The organism is Bradyrhizobium genomosp. III (assembly GCF_000261705.1).
In the GTDB taxonomy this organism is placed as follows: domain Bacteria; phylum Pseudomonadota; class Alphaproteobacteria; order Rhizobiales; family Xanthobacteraceae; genus Bradyrhizobium; species Bradyrhizobium ottawaense.
The window spans coordinates 51476-69652 of record NZ_AJQF01000379.1; the positions used below are offsets into that span (position 1 = coordinate 51476).

18 protein-coding genes and 1 pseudogene are annotated in these 18177 nt (G+C 65.0%); 13 read left to right on the forward strand and 6 right to left on the reverse strand.

Annotated features, from left to right (window positions below; translation table 11 throughout):
• The first annotated feature begins 91 nt into the window (after positions 1-91).
• From rpsK to IC66_RS0130770, 4 genes are all read left to right on the forward strand, one after another.
• On the forward strand, positions 92-481 hold the full coding sequence (rpsK, locus tag IC66_RS0130755; RefSeq protein ID WP_007603045.1) for a 30S ribosomal protein S11: 390 nt from the start codon (positions 92-94) through the stop codon (positions 479-481).
• Positions 482-593: 112 nt separating this feature from the next.
• Positions 594-1625 carry a DNA-directed RNA polymerase subunit alpha gene (locus tag IC66_RS0130760; RefSeq protein WP_008136316.1) on the forward strand — a complete coding sequence of 344 codons (1032 nt, stop codon included), beginning with the start codon at positions 594-596 and terminating at the stop codon, positions 1623-1625.
• A gap of 120 nt (positions 1626-1745) precedes the next feature.
• Positions 1746-2162 (forward strand): 50S ribosomal protein L17, encoded by a 417-nt coding sequence (gene rplQ / locus IC66_RS0130765; RefSeq protein WP_018322277.1) that lies wholly within the window; start codon positions 1746-1748, stop codon positions 2160-2162.
• A 200-nt stretch (positions 2163-2362) separates the two neighbouring features.
• A complete protein-coding gene (locus IC66_RS0130770) occupies positions 2363-3151 on the forward strand; it encodes an SDR family NAD(P)-dependent oxidoreductase (RefSeq protein WP_028140999.1) in 789 nt (262 codons plus the stop codon).
• Positions 3152-3283: 132 nt separating this feature from the next.
• On the opposite strand, the gene IC66_RS0130775 is transcribed toward IC66_RS0130770, so the two are convergent.
• Positions 3284-4297, reverse strand: a complete 1014-nt coding sequence (locus IC66_RS0130775; protein ID WP_028140998.1) for a zinc-binding alcohol dehydrogenase family protein — start codon at positions 4295-4297, stop codon at positions 3284-3286.
• Positions 4298-4431: 134 nt separating this feature from the next.
• Here IC66_RS0130775 and IC66_RS0130780 point away from each other — a divergent pair.
• Positions 4432-4809 (forward strand): annotated as a pseudogene (locus tag IC66_RS0130780) (winged helix-turn-helix transcriptional regulator).
• A 174-nt stretch (positions 4810-4983) separates the two neighbouring features.
• Here the strand turns inward: IC66_RS0130780 and IC66_RS0130785 are convergent.
• Positions 4984-6609, reverse strand: coding sequence for an OprO/OprP family phosphate-selective porin (locus IC66_RS0130785; protein ID WP_038950213.1), 1626 nt, complete (start codon positions 6607-6609; stop codon positions 4984-4986).
• Between the two features lie 312 nt (positions 6610-6921).
• Between IC66_RS0130785 and IC66_RS0130790 the strand changes: the two genes are divergently transcribed.
• From IC66_RS0130790 to IC66_RS0130800, 3 genes are read left to right on the forward strand one after another with little or no spacing between them, the layout of a single operon-like run.
• Positions 6922-8328, forward strand: coding sequence for a DegQ family serine endoprotease (locus tag IC66_RS0130790; protein WP_028140995.1), 1407 nt, complete (start codon positions 6922-6924; stop codon positions 8326-8328).
• A complete protein-coding gene (locus tag IC66_RS0130795) occupies positions 8325-9659 on the forward strand; it encodes a replication-associated recombination protein A (protein WP_038950214.1) in 1335 nt (444 codons plus the stop codon). The genes IC66_RS0130790 and IC66_RS0130795 overlap by 4 nt, the downstream gene beginning before the upstream one ends.
• Positions 9660-9711: 52 nt before the next feature.
• Positions 9712-10944, forward strand: coding sequence for an RluA family pseudouridine synthase (locus IC66_RS0130800; protein WP_028140993.1), 1233 nt, complete (start codon positions 9712-9714; stop codon positions 10942-10944).
• 192 nt (positions 10945-11136) lie between these two features.
• Here IC66_RS0130800 and IC66_RS0130805 read toward each other — a convergent pair whose 3' ends face one another.
• Entirely contained in the window at positions 11137-11583 is a 447-nt protein-coding gene (locus IC66_RS0130805) for a hypothetical protein (protein WP_038950215.1), read from the reverse strand.
• Between the two features lie 122 nt (positions 11584-11705).
• Between IC66_RS0130805 and IC66_RS0130810 the strand changes: the two genes are divergently transcribed.
• The 4 genes from IC66_RS0130810 (at position 11706) to blaOXA (ending at position 15363) form a co-directional block, all read left to right on the forward strand.
• Positions 11706-12500: an ATP12 family chaperone protein gene (locus IC66_RS0130810; RefSeq protein ID WP_038950216.1), complete on the forward strand. Its 795-nt coding sequence runs from the start codon at positions 11706-11708 to the stop codon at positions 12498-12500.
• Positions 12501-12557: 57 nt separating this feature from the next.
• Positions 12558-14159: a flagellar hook-length control protein FliK gene (fliK, locus tag IC66_RS0130815; RefSeq protein ID WP_038950217.1), complete on the forward strand. Its 1602-nt coding sequence runs from the start codon at positions 12558-12560 to the stop codon at positions 14157-14159.
• Positions 14156-14419, forward strand: coding sequence for an EscU/YscU/HrcU family type III secretion system export apparatus switch protein (locus IC66_RS0130820; RefSeq protein WP_028140989.1), 264 nt, complete (start codon positions 14156-14158; stop codon positions 14417-14419). Before fliK ends, IC66_RS0130820 begins: the two co-directional genes overlap by 4 nt.
• Positions 14420-14523: 104 nt before the next feature.
• Positions 14524-15363: a class D beta-lactamase gene (gene blaOXA / locus IC66_RS0130825; protein ID WP_028140988.1), complete on the forward strand. Its 840-nt coding sequence runs from the start codon at positions 14524-14526 to the stop codon at positions 15361-15363.
• Between the two features lie 154 nt (positions 15364-15517).
• Here blaOXA and IC66_RS0130830 read toward each other — a convergent pair whose 3' ends face one another.
• The 3 genes from IC66_RS0130830 to IC66_RS0130840 form a co-directional block, all read right to left on the reverse strand.
• Positions 15518-16522 carry a dienelactone hydrolase family protein gene (locus IC66_RS0130830; protein WP_028140987.1) on the reverse strand — a complete coding sequence of 335 codons (1005 nt, stop codon included), beginning with the start codon at positions 16520-16522 and terminating at the stop codon, positions 15518-15520.
• A 210-nt stretch (positions 16523-16732) separates the two neighbouring features.
• Positions 16733-17326 carry a hypothetical protein gene (locus IC66_RS0130835; RefSeq protein ID WP_038950218.1) on the reverse strand — a complete coding sequence of 198 codons (594 nt, stop codon included), beginning with the start codon at positions 17324-17326 and terminating at the stop codon, positions 16733-16735.
• 153 nt (positions 17327-17479) lie between these two features.
• Positions 17480-17884, reverse strand: a complete 405-nt coding sequence (locus IC66_RS0130840) for a DUF4260 domain-containing protein (protein WP_028140985.1) — start codon at positions 17882-17884, stop codon at positions 17480-17482.
• Positions 17885-18022: 138 nt separating this feature from the next.
• Here IC66_RS0130840 and IC66_RS46530 point away from each other — a divergent pair.
• Positions 18023-18177: carboxyl transferase domain-containing protein (locus tag IC66_RS46530; protein ID WP_283806371.1), on the forward strand; the 155-nt coding region annotated here is incomplete at its 3' end.

Here is an 18177-nt window from a genome sequence, read left to right on the forward strand (position 1 = left end):
CAGGGATGACCCGTTCGCCACGCGCCTTTCGTTCCACAGGTGTAGCCGCTGGCATTACGGCGGCGTTTGAGATCTTCAGGAAAGGTACTCTATGGGCAAGGAAGCCACCCGCGTTCGTCGTCGTGAGCGCAAGAACATCGCCTCCGGCGTCGCGCACGTGAACTCGTCGTTCAACAACACGACCATCACCATCACCGACGCGCAGGGCAACACGATTGCCTGGTCTTCCGCCGGCACGATGGGTTTCAAGGGCTCGCGCAAGTCGACCCCGTACGCCGCGCAGGTTGCCGCCGAGGACGTGTCCAAGAAGGCGCAGGAGCACGGCATGCGCACGCTGGAAGTCGAAGTCGCAGGTCCCGGTTCGGGCCGCGAGTCGGCGCTCCGCGCGCTTCAGGCCGCGGGCTTCACCGTCACCTCGATCCGTGACGTGACCACGATCCCGCACAACGGTTGCCGTCCCCGCAAGCGTCGGCGCGTTTGATTTCGAGTTGCGGGCGCATTGGCGCCCGCAATGACTTTTCTAAGAAGCCGCGGGAATGATCCGCGGCCTTTCTCCAACGCCAGTATTTGAGCTTTCAAATTGACTGGCCTGTATGGGTGAAACAGTGACGATCCAGAAAAATTGGCAAGAACTGATTCGACCGAACAAGCTCCAGGTCACGCCCGGCAGCGATTCGAACCGTTTCGCGACCATCGTCGCCGAGCCGCTCGAGCGCGGCTTCGGCCAGACGCTCGGCAACGCGCTGCGCCGCATCCTGCTCTCCTCGCTCCAGGGCGCGGCAGTGCAGTCGGTGCACATCGACGGCGTGCTGCACGAGTTCTCCTCGATCGCTGGCGTTCGTGAGGACGTCACCGACATCGTGCTCAACATCAAGGACATCTCGATCAAGATGCAGGGCGAAGGCCCCAAGCGCATGGTCGTGAAGAAGCAGGGCCCGGGCGTCGTCACCGCCGGCGACATCCAGACCGTCGGCGACGTCGTGGTGCTGAACCCCGATCTGCAGATCTGCACCCTCGACGAGGGCGCGGAGATCCGCATGGAGTTCACGGTCGCCACCGGCAAGGGCTACGTGCCCGCCGAGCGCAACCGCCCCGAGGACGCGCCGATCGGCCTGATCCCTGTCGACAGCCTGTACTCGCCGGTCCGCAAGGTCTCCTACAAGGTCGAGAACACCCGCGAGGGCCAGATCCTCGACTACGACAAGCTGACCATGACGATCGAGACCAACGGCGCGATCTCGCCGGATGACTCCGTGGCTTACGCCGCGCGCATCCTGCAGGATCAGCTCAACGTGTTCGTCAACTTCGAAGAGCCGCGCAAGGAAGTTGCCCAGGAGATCATCCCGGACCTCGCCTTCAACCCGGCCTTCCTCAAGAAGGTGGACGAGCTCGAGCTGTCGGTGCGTTCGGCCAACTGCTTGAAGAACGACAACATCGTCTACATCGGCGACCTCGTGCAGAAGAGCGAGGCGGAAATGCTCCGCACTCCGAACTTCGGCCGCAAGTCGCTGAACGAGATCAAGGAAGTGCTGGCCCAGATGGGTCTGCATCTCGGCATGGAAGTGCCGGGCTGGCCGCCGGAGAACATCGACGAGCTCGCCAAGCGCTTCGAGGATCACTACTGATCCGAGCTACGACAGGCTAAAGCGCGAGTTCATCGCGCTTTAGCGGGCGAACGCAGGCAGCCCACCTGAGCAACATGTCCGACGAACCGTCGCGGCAGTTTTTACGTAAGGAATAGTCACATGCGTCACGGCAAGGTTCATCGGAAGCTCAATCGCACTGCCGAGCATCGCCGCGCGATGTTCGCCAATATGTGCGCCGCGCTGATCAAGCACGAGCAGATCGTCACCACGCTGCCGAAGGCGAAGGAATTGCGTCCGATCGTCGAGAAGCTCGTCACCCTCGGCAAGAAGGGTGGGCTGGCCATGCGCCGCCAGGCCATCTCCGAGATGCGCGACAAGGACCAGGTCAAGAAGCTGTTCGACGTGCTGGCGCCTCGCTACAAGGACCGTCAGGGCGGCTACACCCGCATCATCAAGGCCGGCTTCCGCTACGGCGACAATGCCGCGATGGCCGTGATAGAGTTCGTCGATCGCGACGTCGATGCCAAGGGCCAGGATTCCGGTCCGGTGCAGGAGAAGGAAGCCGAGGCGGCGTAAGCCGATCGGCATTGAATTCGAGAGCGGCGCCTTCGGGCGCCGCTTTTTTTTGGCCGGCGCCGTACCTTATCGGTGCTTGCGGTATCGTCCCGGCTTTCGCCGTGACGACGAGTCCATGCCTTCCTCACGCCTGAGTGAGCGCCAATTGCGGTCTCATGTCGAGCGCCCGATATCTCCACCGACATTGATGGAGATGAGACATGAACATCGACCTTTCCGGAAAGACCGCCCTCGTAACCGGCTCGACGGCCGGCATCGGCCACGCCATCGCCAAAGGCCTCGCGGCCTCCGGCGCGAGTGTCGTGATCAACGGGCGCGGCCAGGACAAGGTCGATGCCGCCGTGCGCAAGCTGGAAGGGACGGGCGCGAAGGTGCGCGGTATCGCTGCCGACGTCTCGACCGCGGCGGGCTGCAAGGCGCTCGTTGCGGCGCTGCCAGAGGTCGACATCCTCATCAACAACGCCGGCATCTTCGAGCCCAAGGATTTCTTCGAGATTCCGGACGAGGACTGGAGCCGCTTCTTCGAAGTCAACGTCATGAGCGGCGTGCGGCTGTCGCGCGCTTATCTGAAGGGCATGCTCAAGCGCAACTGGGGCCGCATCGTCTTCATCTCATCGGAGTCCGGGCTCAACATTCCCGTCGAGATGATCCACTACGGCATGAGCAAGACGGCCCAGCTCTCGGTCGCGCGCGGTCTTGCGCAGCTTACCCGCGGCACCGGCGTCACCGTCAATTCCGTGCTGCCGGGCCCGACCATGTCGGAGGGCGTCGAGACTTTTGTGAAAGATCTCGCGAAGCAGAACGGTCAGTCCGTGGACGAGGCCGCCGCCAATTTCGTCAAGCAGCATCGCCCGAGCTCGCTGTTGCAACGCTTCGCCAGTGTCGACGAGATCGCCAACATGGTGGTCTATGTTGCGTCGAAGCAAGCGTCCGCGACCAACGGTGCGGCGCTGCGGGCCGAGGGCGGCATCGTCAATACCATCGCCTAGGTGAGGCGGTAGGGTGGGTTAGCCGAGCAGATGCGCGAAGCGCATCTGCTCGGCGTAACCCACCACTGGTACTATCTGCGGACGCAGAAGAGGTGGGTTACGCTGCGCTAACCCACCCTACGAGGCCTTCGCCTACCACCCCTCCAGCACGATCTTGCCGCGCGACTTGCCGCTCTCGAGCAGCGCATGCGCGCGCTTGAGGTTGGCAGCGTTGATCGTGCCGAAAGTCTGGTCGAGCGTGGTACGCAGCACGCCCTTGTCGATGAGGTCGGCGACGTCGTTCAGCAGATGATGCTGCGCGATCATGTCTGATGTCTGGAACGAGGAGCGCGTGAACATCGATTCCCAGTGCACCGAGATCGCCTTGCCCTTGAACGTGCCCATGGTGAATTCCGGGGGATCGTCGATCAGGCCGAACCGGCCCTGCGGCGCCATGAACTCGGCGATCGCCTTGTAGTGCTGATCGGTGAAGGTGAGGCTCGCCACCAGCGCGACCGGCGGCAGCTTGAGCTTCTCGATCTGCTCCTTCATCGGTTTTCCGTGGTCGATCACCGCATGCGCGCCGAGATCGAGGCACCATTTCTGCGAGTCCGGCCGCGTCGCGGTCGCAACCACCGTCAATCCGGTGAGGCGGCGGGCGAGCTGGATCAGTATCGAGCCGACGCCGCCGGCGCCGCCCGTGATCAATAGCGTACGCGGATCGACGCTCTTGCCGGGCACCGCGCCGAGCCGATCGAACAGCAATTCCCAGGCGGTGATGGAGGTGAGGGGAAGGGCAGCGGCTTGCGCGAACGAGAGGCTCTTCGGCTTGTTGCCGACGATGCGCTCGTCGACCAGATGGAATTCGGAATTGGTCCCCTGGCGCAGGATCGAGCCTGCGTAGAACACCTCGTCGCCCGGCTTGAACAGCGTGACCTCGGGCCCGACGGCATCGACCACGCCGGCCGCGTCATAACCCAGGATCTTGGTCTCGCCCTCGGGCGGCGCTGCGCGCTTGCGCACCTTGTAATCGACCGGATTGGCCGAGATCGCCTTCACGGCGACGCGGATGTCGCGCCCTCCGGGCTCGGGCTTTGCGGTTTCGAAATCGATCAGCGCATCCTGATCCTCGATCGGAAGCGATTTCTTGTAGCCGACGGCTTTCATGGCTTGTCTCCATCAGATGCGCGCAGCTTGGCATGGGCGCGCCTGGCCTGCTAACTGTCCCGCTAGCTCCAATTTGGCAAGTACTGTAAATTCGGGGGTATAGTCCCTGTTTGGATACTATTGGGAAAACACGCATGAAACGGCGCAATTTTGCCCGGCGCCCGGGCTGCTCGGTCGAAGCGACGCTGGATCTGATCGACGGCAAGTGGAAGGGCGTGATCCTCTACCATCTGCAGAGCGGCACCCAGCGCTTCGGCGAATTGCGCCGCCGGATGCCCGGCATCACCCAGCGCATGCTGACAAAGTAGCTGCGTGCGCTGGAGGAGGACAAGCTCGTCATCCGCAAGGTCTATGCCGAGGTGCCACCGCGCGTCGAATATTGCCTCTCCGACCTCGGCGAGAGCCTCAAGCCCGTGATCGATATCCTGAAGGCCTGGGGCGAGAGCCATCAGCAGCGCCTGTCCTGCGCGCCGGCGCCGGCCGTGGTGAAGAAGCCGAAGCGCGCGGCGTGAGTTTGTCCAAGGTGGCGCCGCACTCTCGGTGTCATCCCCGCGAACGCGGGGATCCATAACCCCAGGAAGAAGTTTCAGCACGAGCTGCCAACTCCGAGCCTTCGCCAAACTACTCCCTGTGGTTATGGGTCCCGGGTTCCCGCGGTCGCGCGCCCCGGGACGACGTCCATGGCCTCAGAACGCGAATTGCGTGCGCATCGCGACCGCGTCGAACTTCGAGCCGACGTCTGCGGTCGAGATCGGCGAGGCTTGCCTCGACACCGTGCCATGCAGATAGTCGAGCATGAAGCGGACGTTGCCGTTGACGTACCAGTTGAGCGCCAGCGTGTAGACGGTCTGCCGGCCGCCGGCGATGCCGGTTGCTGTGCCCAACTGATTGTTGAGGTCGACCGTCGAGAAGCGCCCCGCGATCTCCCACGCACCCCAGCCGCCGCCTTCGAGCGAGAACGGATGCGCCGGCTTGACGCCGCTATAGGCCGCGTTCGCCGCGTTGTAGCTGCGGCCTTCGCCCGTCAGCACGTAGCCGGCCTGCGCGTAGCCGCCCTGGAATTTCAGGCTGGATGCGCCGACCAGCGGCACGCCGGTGTTGGCGGTCCGGTCGACATTGTACCAGAAATATTCGCCCTGAACGATGAGCGGACCGTAGGTTGCGGCCGCTTCGACACTATAGACCTGCGCGCCCGAGACATTGGCGATCGCGCCGGTCGAGATCAGCGTGGTCGGGTCGAGACGCAATTCCGGACGATCGCTGAGCGTGACGGTTTGCGTGTTGGCGATGAGATTGCGCGGCGGCTGGATCAGCCATTGGGCGTCGGCACCGATATGCACCGAATAGTCCTTGCCGCTGATCGGGTTGCCGGCAATGCGCGCCACAGCGCCGTATTGCTCGCTCGTACCTGCCGGCGCCGCGCTTGAAGCCGAGTGGATCGCACCGGTCGACGGCCCCGTGACATAGCCGCCGATCCAGAGCTGGTCGTTGTACCAGCGCGTACCGGCCGCGGAGCGGAAGTCGCCGGCAGCGATATTGGTGGCGATGATGCCGGCCGAGGCGCGCTCCATGAACATGATGTCATTGGAGCTCGTGGCCTCATCGAGCGTGTAGGGCAGATCCATGATGCCGGCTTCGATCGCCATCTTGCCGCCGAACGGCTTCAAGCCGGTGTAGCTGAGATAGGCATTTTCGACGCCGGAGACGCCGCCGCCCGGCAGTGATCCAGGAGCCGTGCCGCCAAAACCGTCGGACGAGCCGCCAAAATCGTAGACCAGCGCGAAGTTCCAGTCGTTGAAGAATTTGCCGGTGACGCCGATGCGCGCGCGGCGGACGTTCTGGCCGCTGTCGAGCTTCTGCGGCACGGTCGCCGCCGTGTTGGGACGATAGTCATAGCCGCCGACATCCCAGTGCAGGCGGCTGGTGATGGCGACGCAATTTGCCTGGTCCGCGGTGCAGATGGTCGGCCGGTTGTTCGGCATGGTCACGACCACGCCGGACGCAGTCGCCGGTCCCTTGACGGGGATCGCCGCGTTCGCGTTGGCCACCACCGCCTTCGCCTCCGAGCGCGCTTCGGCTTTGGCCTCGGCCTTTGCTTCGGCCTTTGCTTCGGCCTTGGCTTTTGCCGTGGCCGCCGTGTTTGCGGCGGTCTGGCTCTGGAGCTTGTCGAGCTTCTGCTCCAGCATCTTCAACTGTTGTTTGAGCAGCGCGATCTCCTGCTCGCTGCTGCTTGCTGATTGGGCCTGGGCCTGCGAGGCCGCCAACGCTCCGGCGAGGCTGATCGCCGTGGCTGCAATCCTTGTCCTGCTCACGTCATGACTCCATCGTTTGACGAAACTTCTAAGCCGCCGGCGGAAGAGCCTAGGTATGATAGATGACTGCCCCGCGACGCTGCGCCCCGTTAAGCGGGTTCCTGCTGATGCAAATTCGCCGCAACCGAATCCCCTCGGCTCCACAATGCGGGATGATGCACATCATGCCAATCGAGCCCTCAGGCAAATTGCCGATTCGCACGCCGAGCTTGCATTCCGGACACACCGGAAAGGGGGGCGAATTGCCGCCCGGCGCCCTTCTATTGGGGGGCGAACGCGCCTATATTCCGGCGTCTTTTCCAAGAGGTAGGAATGTTTCGATCGATCCGGACCGCCGTCGTCACGGCACTGTGCATAGGCTTTTCCGCCCACTTCAACCCGGCCGCGGCGCAGGACCGTCGGGTCCCGTCGTCGCCGGCCGAGCTGCGGCTGTCCTATGCGCCGATCGTGCAGCGGGTGCAGCCGGCCGTGGTCAACGTCTATGCCGCCAAGGTGGTGCAGAACCGCAATCCGCTGCTGGACGATCCGATCTTCCGCCGCTTCTTCGGCGTGCCGGGCCAGCAGCCCGAGCAGATGCAGCGCTCGCTCGGCTCCGGCGTCATCGTCGATGCGTCCGGCCTCGTCGTCACCAACGTCCATGTCATCGAGGGCGCGGACCAGGTGAAGGTGTCGCTGTCGGACAAGCGCGAGTTCGAGGCGGAGATCCTGCTGAAGGATACGCGCACCGATCTTGCCGTGCTGCGCCTGAAGGACACCAAGGAGAAATTCCCGACCCTCGATTTCACCAATTCCGACGAATTGCTGGTCGGCGACGTCGTGCTCGCGATCGGCAATCCCTTCGGCGTCGGCCAGACCGTGACTCACGGCATCATCTCGGCGCTGGCGCGCACGCAGGTCGGCATCACCGATTATCAGTTTTTCATCCAGACCGATGCGGCGATCAATCCCGGCAATTCCGGCGGCGCGCTGGTCGACATGGCCGGCAAGCTGGCGGGCATCAACACCGCGATCTATTCGCGCTCCGGCGGCTCGCAAGGCATCGGATTTGCGATCCCTGCGAACATGGTGCGTGTCGTCGTCGCCTCCGCCAAGAGCGGTGGCAAGGCGGTGAAGCGGCCGTGGCTCGGGGCAAGATTGCAGGCGGTGACGCCCGAGATCGCCGAGAGCCTCGGCCTGCGATCGCCGACCGGCGCGCTGGTCGCGAGCGTGGTGTCGAACGGCCCCGCCGCGAAGGCCGGCCTGAAGTCCTCCGATCTCATCACCGGGATCGATGGCCAGACCGTGGATGATCCCAATGCGTTCGACTATCGCTTCGCTACCCGTCCGCTCGGCGGCAGCGCGCAGATCGACGTGCAGCGCAGCGGCAAGCCGCTCAAGCTGACGGTGGCGCTGGAGACCGCGCCCGATACGGGACGTAACGAGCTCGTCGTCACCGCGCGATCGCCGTTCCAGGGCGCGAAGGTTTCGACCATCACGCCGGCGGTGGCCGACGAGCTGCATCTGGATGCAGATACCGAGGGTGTCGTGATCACCGATCTCGGCGGCGACAGTGCGGCCGCAAATGTCGGCTTCCAGAAGGGCGATATCATTCTGGCGGTCAACAACCAGAAGATCAGCAGGACCGGTGACCTCGAAAAGGCGGCCGGAGAGCGCCCGCGCATCTGGCGTATCACGCTGGTGCGCGGCGGCCAGCAGATCAACGTCACGCTGGGCGGATGAGTCCGAAGCGACCACAAACGCCAACGCTCTTTGCCGCGGCGGGGCTCGACCACGAGGCTCCGCATCCGCTGCCGGACCGGCTGCGCCCGCGCGCGCTGTCGGAGGTCGTCGGCCAGGATCACATCCTCGGCCCTGACGGCGCGCTGACGCGCATGCTGGAGACGCGCACGCTCGGCTCCCTGGTGTTCTGGGGCCCGCCCGGCACCGGCAAGACCACGGTGGCGCGGCTGCTCGCGGATGCGACGGATTTGCATTTCGAGCAGATCTCCGCGGTGTTCTCCGGCGTCGCCGATCTGAAAAAGGCGTTCGACGCCGCGCGCGCCCGCCGCGAGATGGGCAAGGGCACGCTCTTGTTCGTCGACGAGGTGCACAGATTCAACCGTGCCCAGCAGGATTCGTTTCTGCCCGTGATGGAGGACGGCACGGTGGTGATGGTCGGTGCCACCACCGAGAATCCGTCCTTCGAGCTCAACGCGGCGTTGCTCTCGCGCGCGCGCGTCTTGGTGTTTCGCTCGCTCGATGCCGCCGCGATCGAAAAACTGTTCGCGCATGCCGAGGAGGTCGAAGGCAAGAAGCTGCCGCTCGATGCCGAGGCGCGCGCGGTGCTGGTGCGCATGGCCGATGGCGATGGCCGCGCTTCGCTGACGCTCGCCGAAGAGGTCTGGCGCTCGGCGCGGGCGGACGAGATTTTCAATGCTGCGCAGTTGCAGGAGATTTTGCAGCGTCGCGCGCCGATCTACGACAAATCGGCCGATGGCCATTACAATTTGATCTCGGCGCTGCATAAGTCCGTGCGCGGCTCCGATCCCGATGCTGCGCTGTATTATCTCGCGCGCATGTTGGATGCCGGCGAGGACCCGCTGTTCCTGGCACGCCGCGTCGTGCGCATGGCGGTGGAGGACATCGGCCTTGCCGATCCGCAGGCGCTCGTCATCGCCAATGCGGCCAAGGACGCGTTCGACTTCCTCGGCCATCCCGAAGGCGAACTCGCCATCGCGCAGGCCGTCGTCTATCTCGCCACCGCGCCGAAATCGAACGCAGTCTACACCGCCTTCGGCACCGCGATGCAGGTCGCAAAGCAAGCCGGCTCGCTGCTGCCGCCCAAGCACATCCTCAATTCGCCGACCAAGCTGATGAAGTCGGAAGGATACGGCGCGTCTTACGAATACGACCACGACGCCCCCGATGCCTTTTCCGGCCAGGACTACTTTCCGGAAGCCCTGGGCCGCCAGACCTTCTACGACCCACCCGAGCGCGGCTTCGAGCGCGAGATCCGGAAGCGGCTGGATTACTGGGCCAAGCTGCGGAAGGAGCGGGGCGGCTCGCGCTAAAAACGGCCATTTCGCCGTGACGGGACCCGGCTTTTAGGGTACGCAGGCAACCATGAGCCGCCGCATCAAAAGAACCGATCCAAAGCCCCGCTCGCGCGACGAGCGCAAGGAATCCCGCCCGTTCAAGGCGCGTAGCGCGAAGACCGCGGGACCGCGGCCGGGTGGCAAGCCCGGCGGCAGCAAGCCGCCGCGCTTTGCCGGCGAGCGTGCCGAGCGGCGCGCGCCCAAGGCCAGGCTGGAGAAGGCTGAGCTGGAAAGGGCCGCGCCCGAGAAGCCCGTGGAGGCGCTGCTGCCGACCAAGGTGCAGACCGTCAAGGTGACCGCCGACGAGAACAACATGCGCGTCGATCGTTTCCTCGAGGCGCGCTTTCCCGGCCTGTCGTTCTCCCACATCCAGCGTGTCGTCCGCAAAGGCGAGTTGCGCGTCGACGGCAAGCGTGTCGACAGCAAGGACCGCCTGGAGGAGGGCCAGAGCGTCCGCATTCCGCCGCTCAAGCTCGACACGCCGAAGGCCGTCGGCGAGCTCTCGGAAGCTGCCCAGAAGACGCTCAAGGCGCTGAAGGAGATGACGATCTTTGAGGACGACGACGTCCTCGTGCTGAACAAGCCGGCCGGCCTTGCGGTGCAGGGCGGCTCGGGCATGACGCGGCACATCGACCAGATGCTGGAGGTGATGCGCGATTCCAAGGGCCAGAAGCCACGCCTGGTGCATCGTATCGACCGGGAGACGTCAGGCTGTCTGCTGGTCGCCAAGACGCGCTTCGCCGCTTCGCATCTGACCGGCGCGTTCCGCTCGCGCTCGGCGCGAAAAGTCTATTGGGCGCTGGTGCCGGGCCTGCCGAAGCCGAAGCAGGGCCGCATCTCGACCTTCCTCGCCAAGGAAGAGAGCGAGGACGACACCATCATGCGCATCGCCCAGCATGGCGACGAGGGCGCCAGCCACGCGGTGACATATTACGCGGTGGTCGAGACCGCCGGCAACAAGCTGACCTGGGTGTCGCTGAAGCCGGTGACGGGGCGCACCCATCAGCTGCGCGCCCACATGGAGCATATCGGCCATCCCATCGTCGGCGATCCCAAATATTTCAACATCGAGAACTGGCAGCTGCCGGGGGGCCTGCAAAACCGGCTGCATCTGCTGGCACGCCGCATCGTCATTCCGCATCCGCGCGGCGGCGTGATCGACGCCACGGCGCCGTTGCCGCCGCACATGCAGCAGTCGTGGAATCTGCTCGGGCTCGATGCAAGCCGGTTTGATCCAATCGAGAACGCGCCGGAGGAGTAGGGGGCGGAGGGCGCGAGTTTCCCCGGTGTCGTCCCGGCGAAAGCCGGGACCCATACCGCGGAATCTATCTGTGACGCGCAGTCTTCGTACCGACGAAGAAGTTCAACTGCGGTCTTCGCCAAACTTCTCCCTGTGATTATGGGTCCCGGCTTTCGCCGGGACGACACCGAGGATTTGGCTGGCTAACGTTGCTCACTTCCGGAACTGCTCCAGAAACATCCGCAAGCTGTCATGCGCGCTCTCGATGTCCGTGATCAGCCAGCCATCGGGGCCGTTGACCAGGACGAAGTTCAGCGCGACCTTCCGACCGCGATTGTCGAAATTCGCCGCGACATAGGTCTTGTCGTATTGCCTGCGCACGACCGCGATCGTAACAGGGCCGAGCTGCCAGCTCGGGCTCTGCACCAGGAAGTCGTAGGGCTCGACCCGCGGCGCGCTCCAGGCCCTGCGCAGGGGCGCATCGAAAAATTGCCGGGCGGTCACCGCATCCCGCGGCAGGCCTTTGGACAGCTCCGGCGCGCCGTCGCCGTAATGGGCGTAGACGTTGCGCACCAGCGATTCCGGGGTGCGAAAGCCCGCCTCCGCCGCAGCTGGCCATAGCCAGGCGAACAGGGCCGCAATGCCCGCAAGTTCCCTCATGCCCGCGCTCGCTTTATCGGCCGCAAGTCTTGGCTTAAGACGGTCTTGGCTTAAGACGGTCTTGGCTTAAAACGCTCTTATCTTAAAAGCCTAGCATCCAGCGATCGGGACCGAGAACTCACATGCGCGAATTGTTCGAAGAAGCTGCAGGGCAGCCCCCGCCGGATCCGCGGGAATCTGCGCGCGCGTCCGCGCGCACGCCGCAGCGCAAGCGCTTCTACAAGGAGGCGAGCGCGACCGAAGCCGAGGGTGGTTTCGCCATCACGCTCGACGGCAAGCCGATCCGCACGCCCTCCGGCCGCCAGGTGGTGATTCCGTCGCGCGCGCTCGCCGATGCGGTGGCCGCGGAATGGGCGGCTCAGGGCGAGAGCATCGACCCCGTGACCATGCCGTTGACGCGGATCGCCAACAGCGTGGTCGAGGGCGTGGTCGATAAGGTCGAGCTGGTCAGCGACGACCTCGCGAAATATCTCGAGTCCGATTTGCTGTTCTATCGTGCCGGCCATCCCGAAGGGCTGGTCGCCCGCGAGGCCGCGCATTGGGATCCCGTGCTGTTCTGGGCCGCGGACGCGCTGGGCGCGCATTTCATCCTGTCCGAGGGCGTCATGCATGTGAAGCAGCCCGACGAGGCGGTCGAGGCCGCGCGCGCGGCGCTGCCGGGGGACGCCTGGTCGGTCGCCGCACTCCACGTGGTGACGACCCTGACCGGCTCGGCGCTGCTGGCGCTGGCGCTCGCTCATGGCGTGCGCGATGCCGGCCAGGTCTGGGCCGCCGCCCATGTCGATGAGGACTGGAACATCGACCAATGGGGCGTGGACGAGGAGGCCGCCAGCCGCCGGGCCACCCGTCTCAGGGATTTCGAGGCCGCCGTGGCGGTTCTGGCGGCGGCAAAGGCGTCCGCAGTCGAAGGTCCTTAACGAGAGGTTTACGACGGCGGCCTTAGGGTGTGGCCAGCGCTCCATGGGCCCCCTGAGATGCCGACGCCGGTCACTTCCATCCTCCCCGTCAGTGCCGCCAGCCCCGTGGCTGATGCGACGACGCCCGACCTCGTGCTGCAGGCCGGCAGCGTCGTCGATGCCAGGGTCGTCAGTGTGATGGCCGACAATCTGGTGCGGATCGCGATCGCCAACCTTTCGATGGACGTGATGTCGGAGGTGGCGCTGACGCCGGGGCAGAATCTCCAGCTGGCGGTCTCGCAGAACGACGGCACCATCAGGCTCGCCGTGATGAACGGGGCAGGGGGGGCTGCCGCCGATCAGATCACGCTGACGCCGCGTGCGGCTTCGCTGGTGGAAAGCCCGCCGCTGGCGCCATCCGCGACCACGACGCGCAACACGCTGACGCCATTGGAGCAGGTCGCCGTCACCGCGGCCTCGGCCGAGGCCGCCACAAAACAGGGCAGCCAGGCGCCGCTGTTCGCCAATCTGGCATCCGTCGTCACCGCCAGCGATTTGCCTGCGGGCTTGAAGCAGGCGGTGCTGGACGTGCTGGCGCAGCAGACGCCGCTCAGTCCCGGGCTCGATGGCGCCGATGTCGAAACCGCGTTTCAGAAATCCGGCTTGTTCTTCGAGGCTGCGCTGGCCGCCGGCGCGAGGCCGCCCGCCGGCACGACGCCCGACCTGAAGGCGGCGCTGCTGGTGCTGCGCCAGACGCTGACCACGCTCGAAACCGCCGCGCCACAGGGCGCGGCAATTGCGGCTGCGACGACGGGGACACCGCAGGTCGCCACCGCGCCTGCTCAGGCCGCAGGTGAGGCCGCGCAATCCGCGCCCCCGTCCGGCCCCGAGATCGCGCAGACGCCGCGCAACGCCAATCTCGCGGCCGCCGTGCTGGCGGACGTTGCCGGCAACGCTCAGCAAGCCGCGATGCCGCGCACCATGTCCGCCGGCCTTGCCGCGAGCCTGCTGCAGGAGGTCACGCAAAACCTGCCGCGTCTGACCGGCAACGTGCCCGGCTCGAACAAAGCCGTGCCGGACGGCCAGATCTTCGAAGCAGCCTCACGCGCGACGCCACCGCCGTTCCGCGGTGCATTGCCCTCGCCGCAGGCGATCGCCTCGCCCTCGCTCGCGCCGGACACGCCGCTCTCTGCAACCGTGCATCGCCTGATCGACGACACTGATGCGGCGATTGCGCGGCAGACATTGTTGCAAATCGCTTCGCTCCCGGATCGCACCGACGCCAGTGGCCACCGCATCGACCCGGCCGTGCCGCAGTGGAATTTCGAGATTCCGTTCGCAACGCCGCAGGGCACCGCGATGGCGCAGTTCGAGATCTCGCGCGATGGCGCTGGCGAATCCGCCGATGCCGCCAAGCGCGCCTGGCGCGCGCGCTTCTCGCTCAACGTCGAGCCGGCCGGCCCCGTGCACGCGCTGATCACGCTGAACGGCGACAAGACTTTCGTGCGGATGTGGGCGGAGCGGCCGGCGACGGTCCAGCAGCTCCGCGCCGGCATCGGTGAGCTCAATCAGGCGCTGACACGAGCCGAGCTCAATCCCGGCGACATTCTGGTCCGCGAGGGCACGCCACCGCAGCCGGCACCAGCCCGCGCCGGCCACTTTCTGGATCGGGCGACATGAGCGATCCGTCCAAGCTCGCCATCGCGCTGCATTACGAAAAGGGTACCAACGCGCCCGTCGTCGTCGCCAAGGGCAAGGGCACGATCGGCGAAAAGATCGTGGAGATCGCCAAGGCCCACGACATCCCGATCGAGGAAAACGAGGTTTTGGCCGGCGCGCTGTCCAAGGTCGAGCTCGGCGAGGAGATCCCGCCGGACCTTTACAAGGCCGTCGCCGAGGTGCTGGTGTTCGTGCTGCGGCTGTCGGGTCGGGGGCGGTAGAGCATGATCCGGAAAAGTGTGCAGCGGTTTTCCGAATAGATCATGCTCAAGAAGTGACCTGTCATCGTTTCACCATGGAGCGGCTGCATGGTCGCGCCGCTTTCATGACTCAATGGACATCGCTCTTGCTCACCCGCCGTTCCACCCTCGGCCTTCTCGCCGCATCTGCCATCCTGCCGCAGCGCGCGCTCGCCCATGTCGCGCCGCCGCGCAATGAGATCCGTGATAGCCTCGCAAAGCGCTTCACCGACCTCGGCACATCAGGCACCTTTGTCGGCTACAAGGTCGAGGACTATCTCATCGTCGCCAGTGACAAGGAGCGCTCGGGCGAGGGCAAGCTGCCGGCCTCGACCTTCAAGATCCCGAACTCGCTGATCGCGCTGGAGACGGGCGTCGTCACTGACCCCGACAAGGACGTATTCCCCTGGGACGGCGTCAAGCGTCCGATCGAAGCCTGGAACAAGGATCACACGTTGCGTAGCGCGATCGCCGTGAGCGCGGTGCCGGTCTATCAGGAGATCGCGCGACGGATCGGGCAGGAGCGGATGCAGAAATATGTCGACGAGTTCGACTATGGCAACCGTGACATCGGCGGCGGCATCGACCAGTTCTGGCTCACCGGGAATTTACGCATCGATCCGGTCGAGCAGGTCGATTTCGTCGACCGGCTGCGGCGCCGCACGTTGCCGGTCAGCAAGCGCAGCCAGGATCTCGTCGCCGATATTCTGCCGGTGACCAAGGTCGGCGACAGCGTCATTCGCGCCAAGTCCGGACTGCTGGGGGCCGAACGCGGCGAGCCGTCGCTCGGCTGGATGGTGGGCTGGGCCGAGAAGGGCGAGGCGCACACGGTGTTCGCGCTCAACATGGACTGCAAGGAGCCGCGTCTCGTCGGCGAGCGCATGACGCTGACGCAAGCCTGCCTTGCCGAGATCGGCGCGATCTAGCCTGTGAGTCGTGCAATCGTTCTCGTCGAGCGCAGCCGCCGTAGGGTGGGCAAAGGCGCGTAGCGCCGTGCCCACCATCTCTCTAGTTATCGGCAAATGGTGGGCACGCTACGCTTTGCCCACCCTACGGCACCGGTGCAGGCCGAGGGCGTTCTCAGCCCAATTTGAACAACACCTGCAAAAACTCCTCCACCGCCTTGCGCGACTCGGCGGCCGTCTTCGGATTGCCGCCGACATGCGGGTTCAGCTCGACGCAGGCATCCTTGTACGTGAACGGCGCATTGGTATCACCGTTCATCAGCACGCCGCCGTCGCCTTCCTTGATGTGGCAGTTGCGCACGGTCTGCGCATTGGCTGATACGGCCACCGTGTTGGCACCAAGCAGGCCGCTGTCGAACCCGTGCGCGCTATCAGGATATTCCGTCAGCACGACGTCGCGGCCGGTGACCTTGAGCCGCTCGACCAAAGCCTTGCAGCTCTTGACGGGATTGTAGTCATCCGGCGTGCCGTGGAAGATGCGGATCGGACGCGGGGCGATCTCGTCGTCGCTCCGATACGTCGTCGAGCAATCCGGATAGAACGGGATATAGGCGGCGAACTGGATGCCGGACTTGTTCCAGAGCTTGTTGAAGCGGTCGAGGCTCGCATAGAGCGTCGCCTGTCCGCCGCGCGAAAAGCCCATCAGCACGATGCGGTCAGGATCGACGCGCGGGTGCTTTGCCAGAATTTCCAGCGAGCGGTAGATGTCGACGATCAAATTGAGCCGGCCGAGCAGCGCCTGATTTGGTCCCACCACCGTCAGCCCGCGGCCGGTGAATCCGTCGATCACGAAGGTCGAGATGCCCATAGCGTTGAACGCGTGCACCCAGGCCTCCGTGGTGGCGCCGACGCCGCTGGAGCCGTGCATCAGCACCACGACGGGGAGCTTTCCGCTGCCTTGCGCGACGCGGAATTCGCCGGCGACTGTCACAGGCTTGCCGGCCGCCGCCTCGCCGCTGAGAAATTGCTGGTCGGAGAGAGTGAGCGAGGGGATCGGATAGATCTCGGCCCGGGTGGCGACTTCCTTGGGCAGGGATTGCGCGACGGCTTCGCAGGCCGCTAACGAACTCGAAATGCACAGCGCCATGAGCACTGCTGTAGCGCGCCAGTTGGTGGCCATCGCGATCCCTCCCTGATATTTTCGGGCAGTAGATCAACCGTCCTGCGCGCTGTCAATTTGACGCAGGCAGATTCAGCGCAACCGCATATGAGGTGAGAGTTCGAGACCTCGACGCTTCCACAGGCCATCCACGATCTTGTCTATCGACTGCTGCTAAGAACGTGGATGCCCGGGACAAGCCCGGGCATGACGACCTCCTTGGGCACCGCCTCACGCGGTGTCCGCCTTCTTCGCCGTCAGCGCCTGGTCGATCGCAAAGCCGCCGATCTCGCTCATCGCCTGCGAGATCACGTCGCCGTTGCGGGCAAAGCCGGCGGAGAGGAAATCGAACTGCGTCCGCGCCAGCCGCAGCACCTCGATCGGCACCGAGACCGCGGTCGCGTTGAAGCTGTCGACGGAGGCGCGCAAGCTGTCCAGCTCGGTCGTGAGCTTGCCGATATGGCTCTCGGCATTCTGCATCACGCCGATCAGCTTGCCGCGCTCGGCGTCGAAGGCGGCGCGCTCGGCGGCGGCGGCCGCGGTGACCTCGGCAAGTTGTACGCGCAGCACCTCGATCTGGCCGACCATGGCATCGGAGGCGAGATCGGCGGCCTTGCGCAGCTCGGCGTTACGCGTGCTCGCATCCAGCTGCTCATGATAGAGCCGCTCGGCCGACATTGCCCGCCGTGCCAGTGACTCGATGAGGCTTGCGGCACGCAGCAGCATCTCGCCGTTCCGCCTCGACACCATGCTGGCCATCCGCCGCAAGAAGTCGATGGTTTGGGATGACGAGTTCGGCGGCAGGGGGACGACCGTCGCGGACATCTCAGTGATGCTTGCGTGATGCTCGAGCCAAGGCGTAACGACCGCCGCCGTACCAACTGGGCTCACGCAACATTCGGCGCCTGATCGCGAGGTCGAAGCAAGCCTGAATCGGCAGGCCCGGTCAACCGGGCCGGGCCACCAAATTTGCCGGTGTCAGGCGTCCTTTTGCCGCCCGATCCGGCCCAGATGGGTGAAGCCGAACCCTGCGGAATATTTCAGGCCATAGCCGAGTGCCCGGTCGATGCCGATATGGGCCAGCCAGATCAGGGCGATGGACAAGGTGAGCGGCGAGCCGAGGCCGAAGCCCAGCGTCAGCAGCGACACCGGCGCCATGTAGCTATGGGCAGCGTTGTAGACCAGCGCGCCGAATTTGGCGTCGGACAGGTATGCCAGGAAGCTGAGATCGGGGACGAAGAAGAGCAGGGCAAAGACCAGCCAGGAGCCGTCCCAGGCCCAGTAAAGCATCACCATCCCGATAAACAGGGTGAGGCCCTCCAATCGCAACAGGATGTTGACGCCGCCCGTCGCCGCACCGGTCTCGGCCATTCTCTCATCCATGCTCGCCTCCCGGGCAAAACTTTGTAATCTCTCACGCTTTTAGCCCGGACAGGGCAGCCCTGCGGCGCGGAAAGGCGCTTTCCGGTCCGCAAAATGCCGTGTTAGAACCTCGCATCACTTAAGAACTGGCGGGAGCAAATGAAACACATCCTGGACGCCCTTGAAGATCGTCGCGCCGGCGCAAAGCTCGGCGGCGGGGAGAAGCGCATCGAGGCGCAGCACGCCCGCGGCAAGCTGACCGCGCGTGAGCGAATCGAGCTGCTGCTCGACAAGGGGTCGTTCGAGGAATTCGA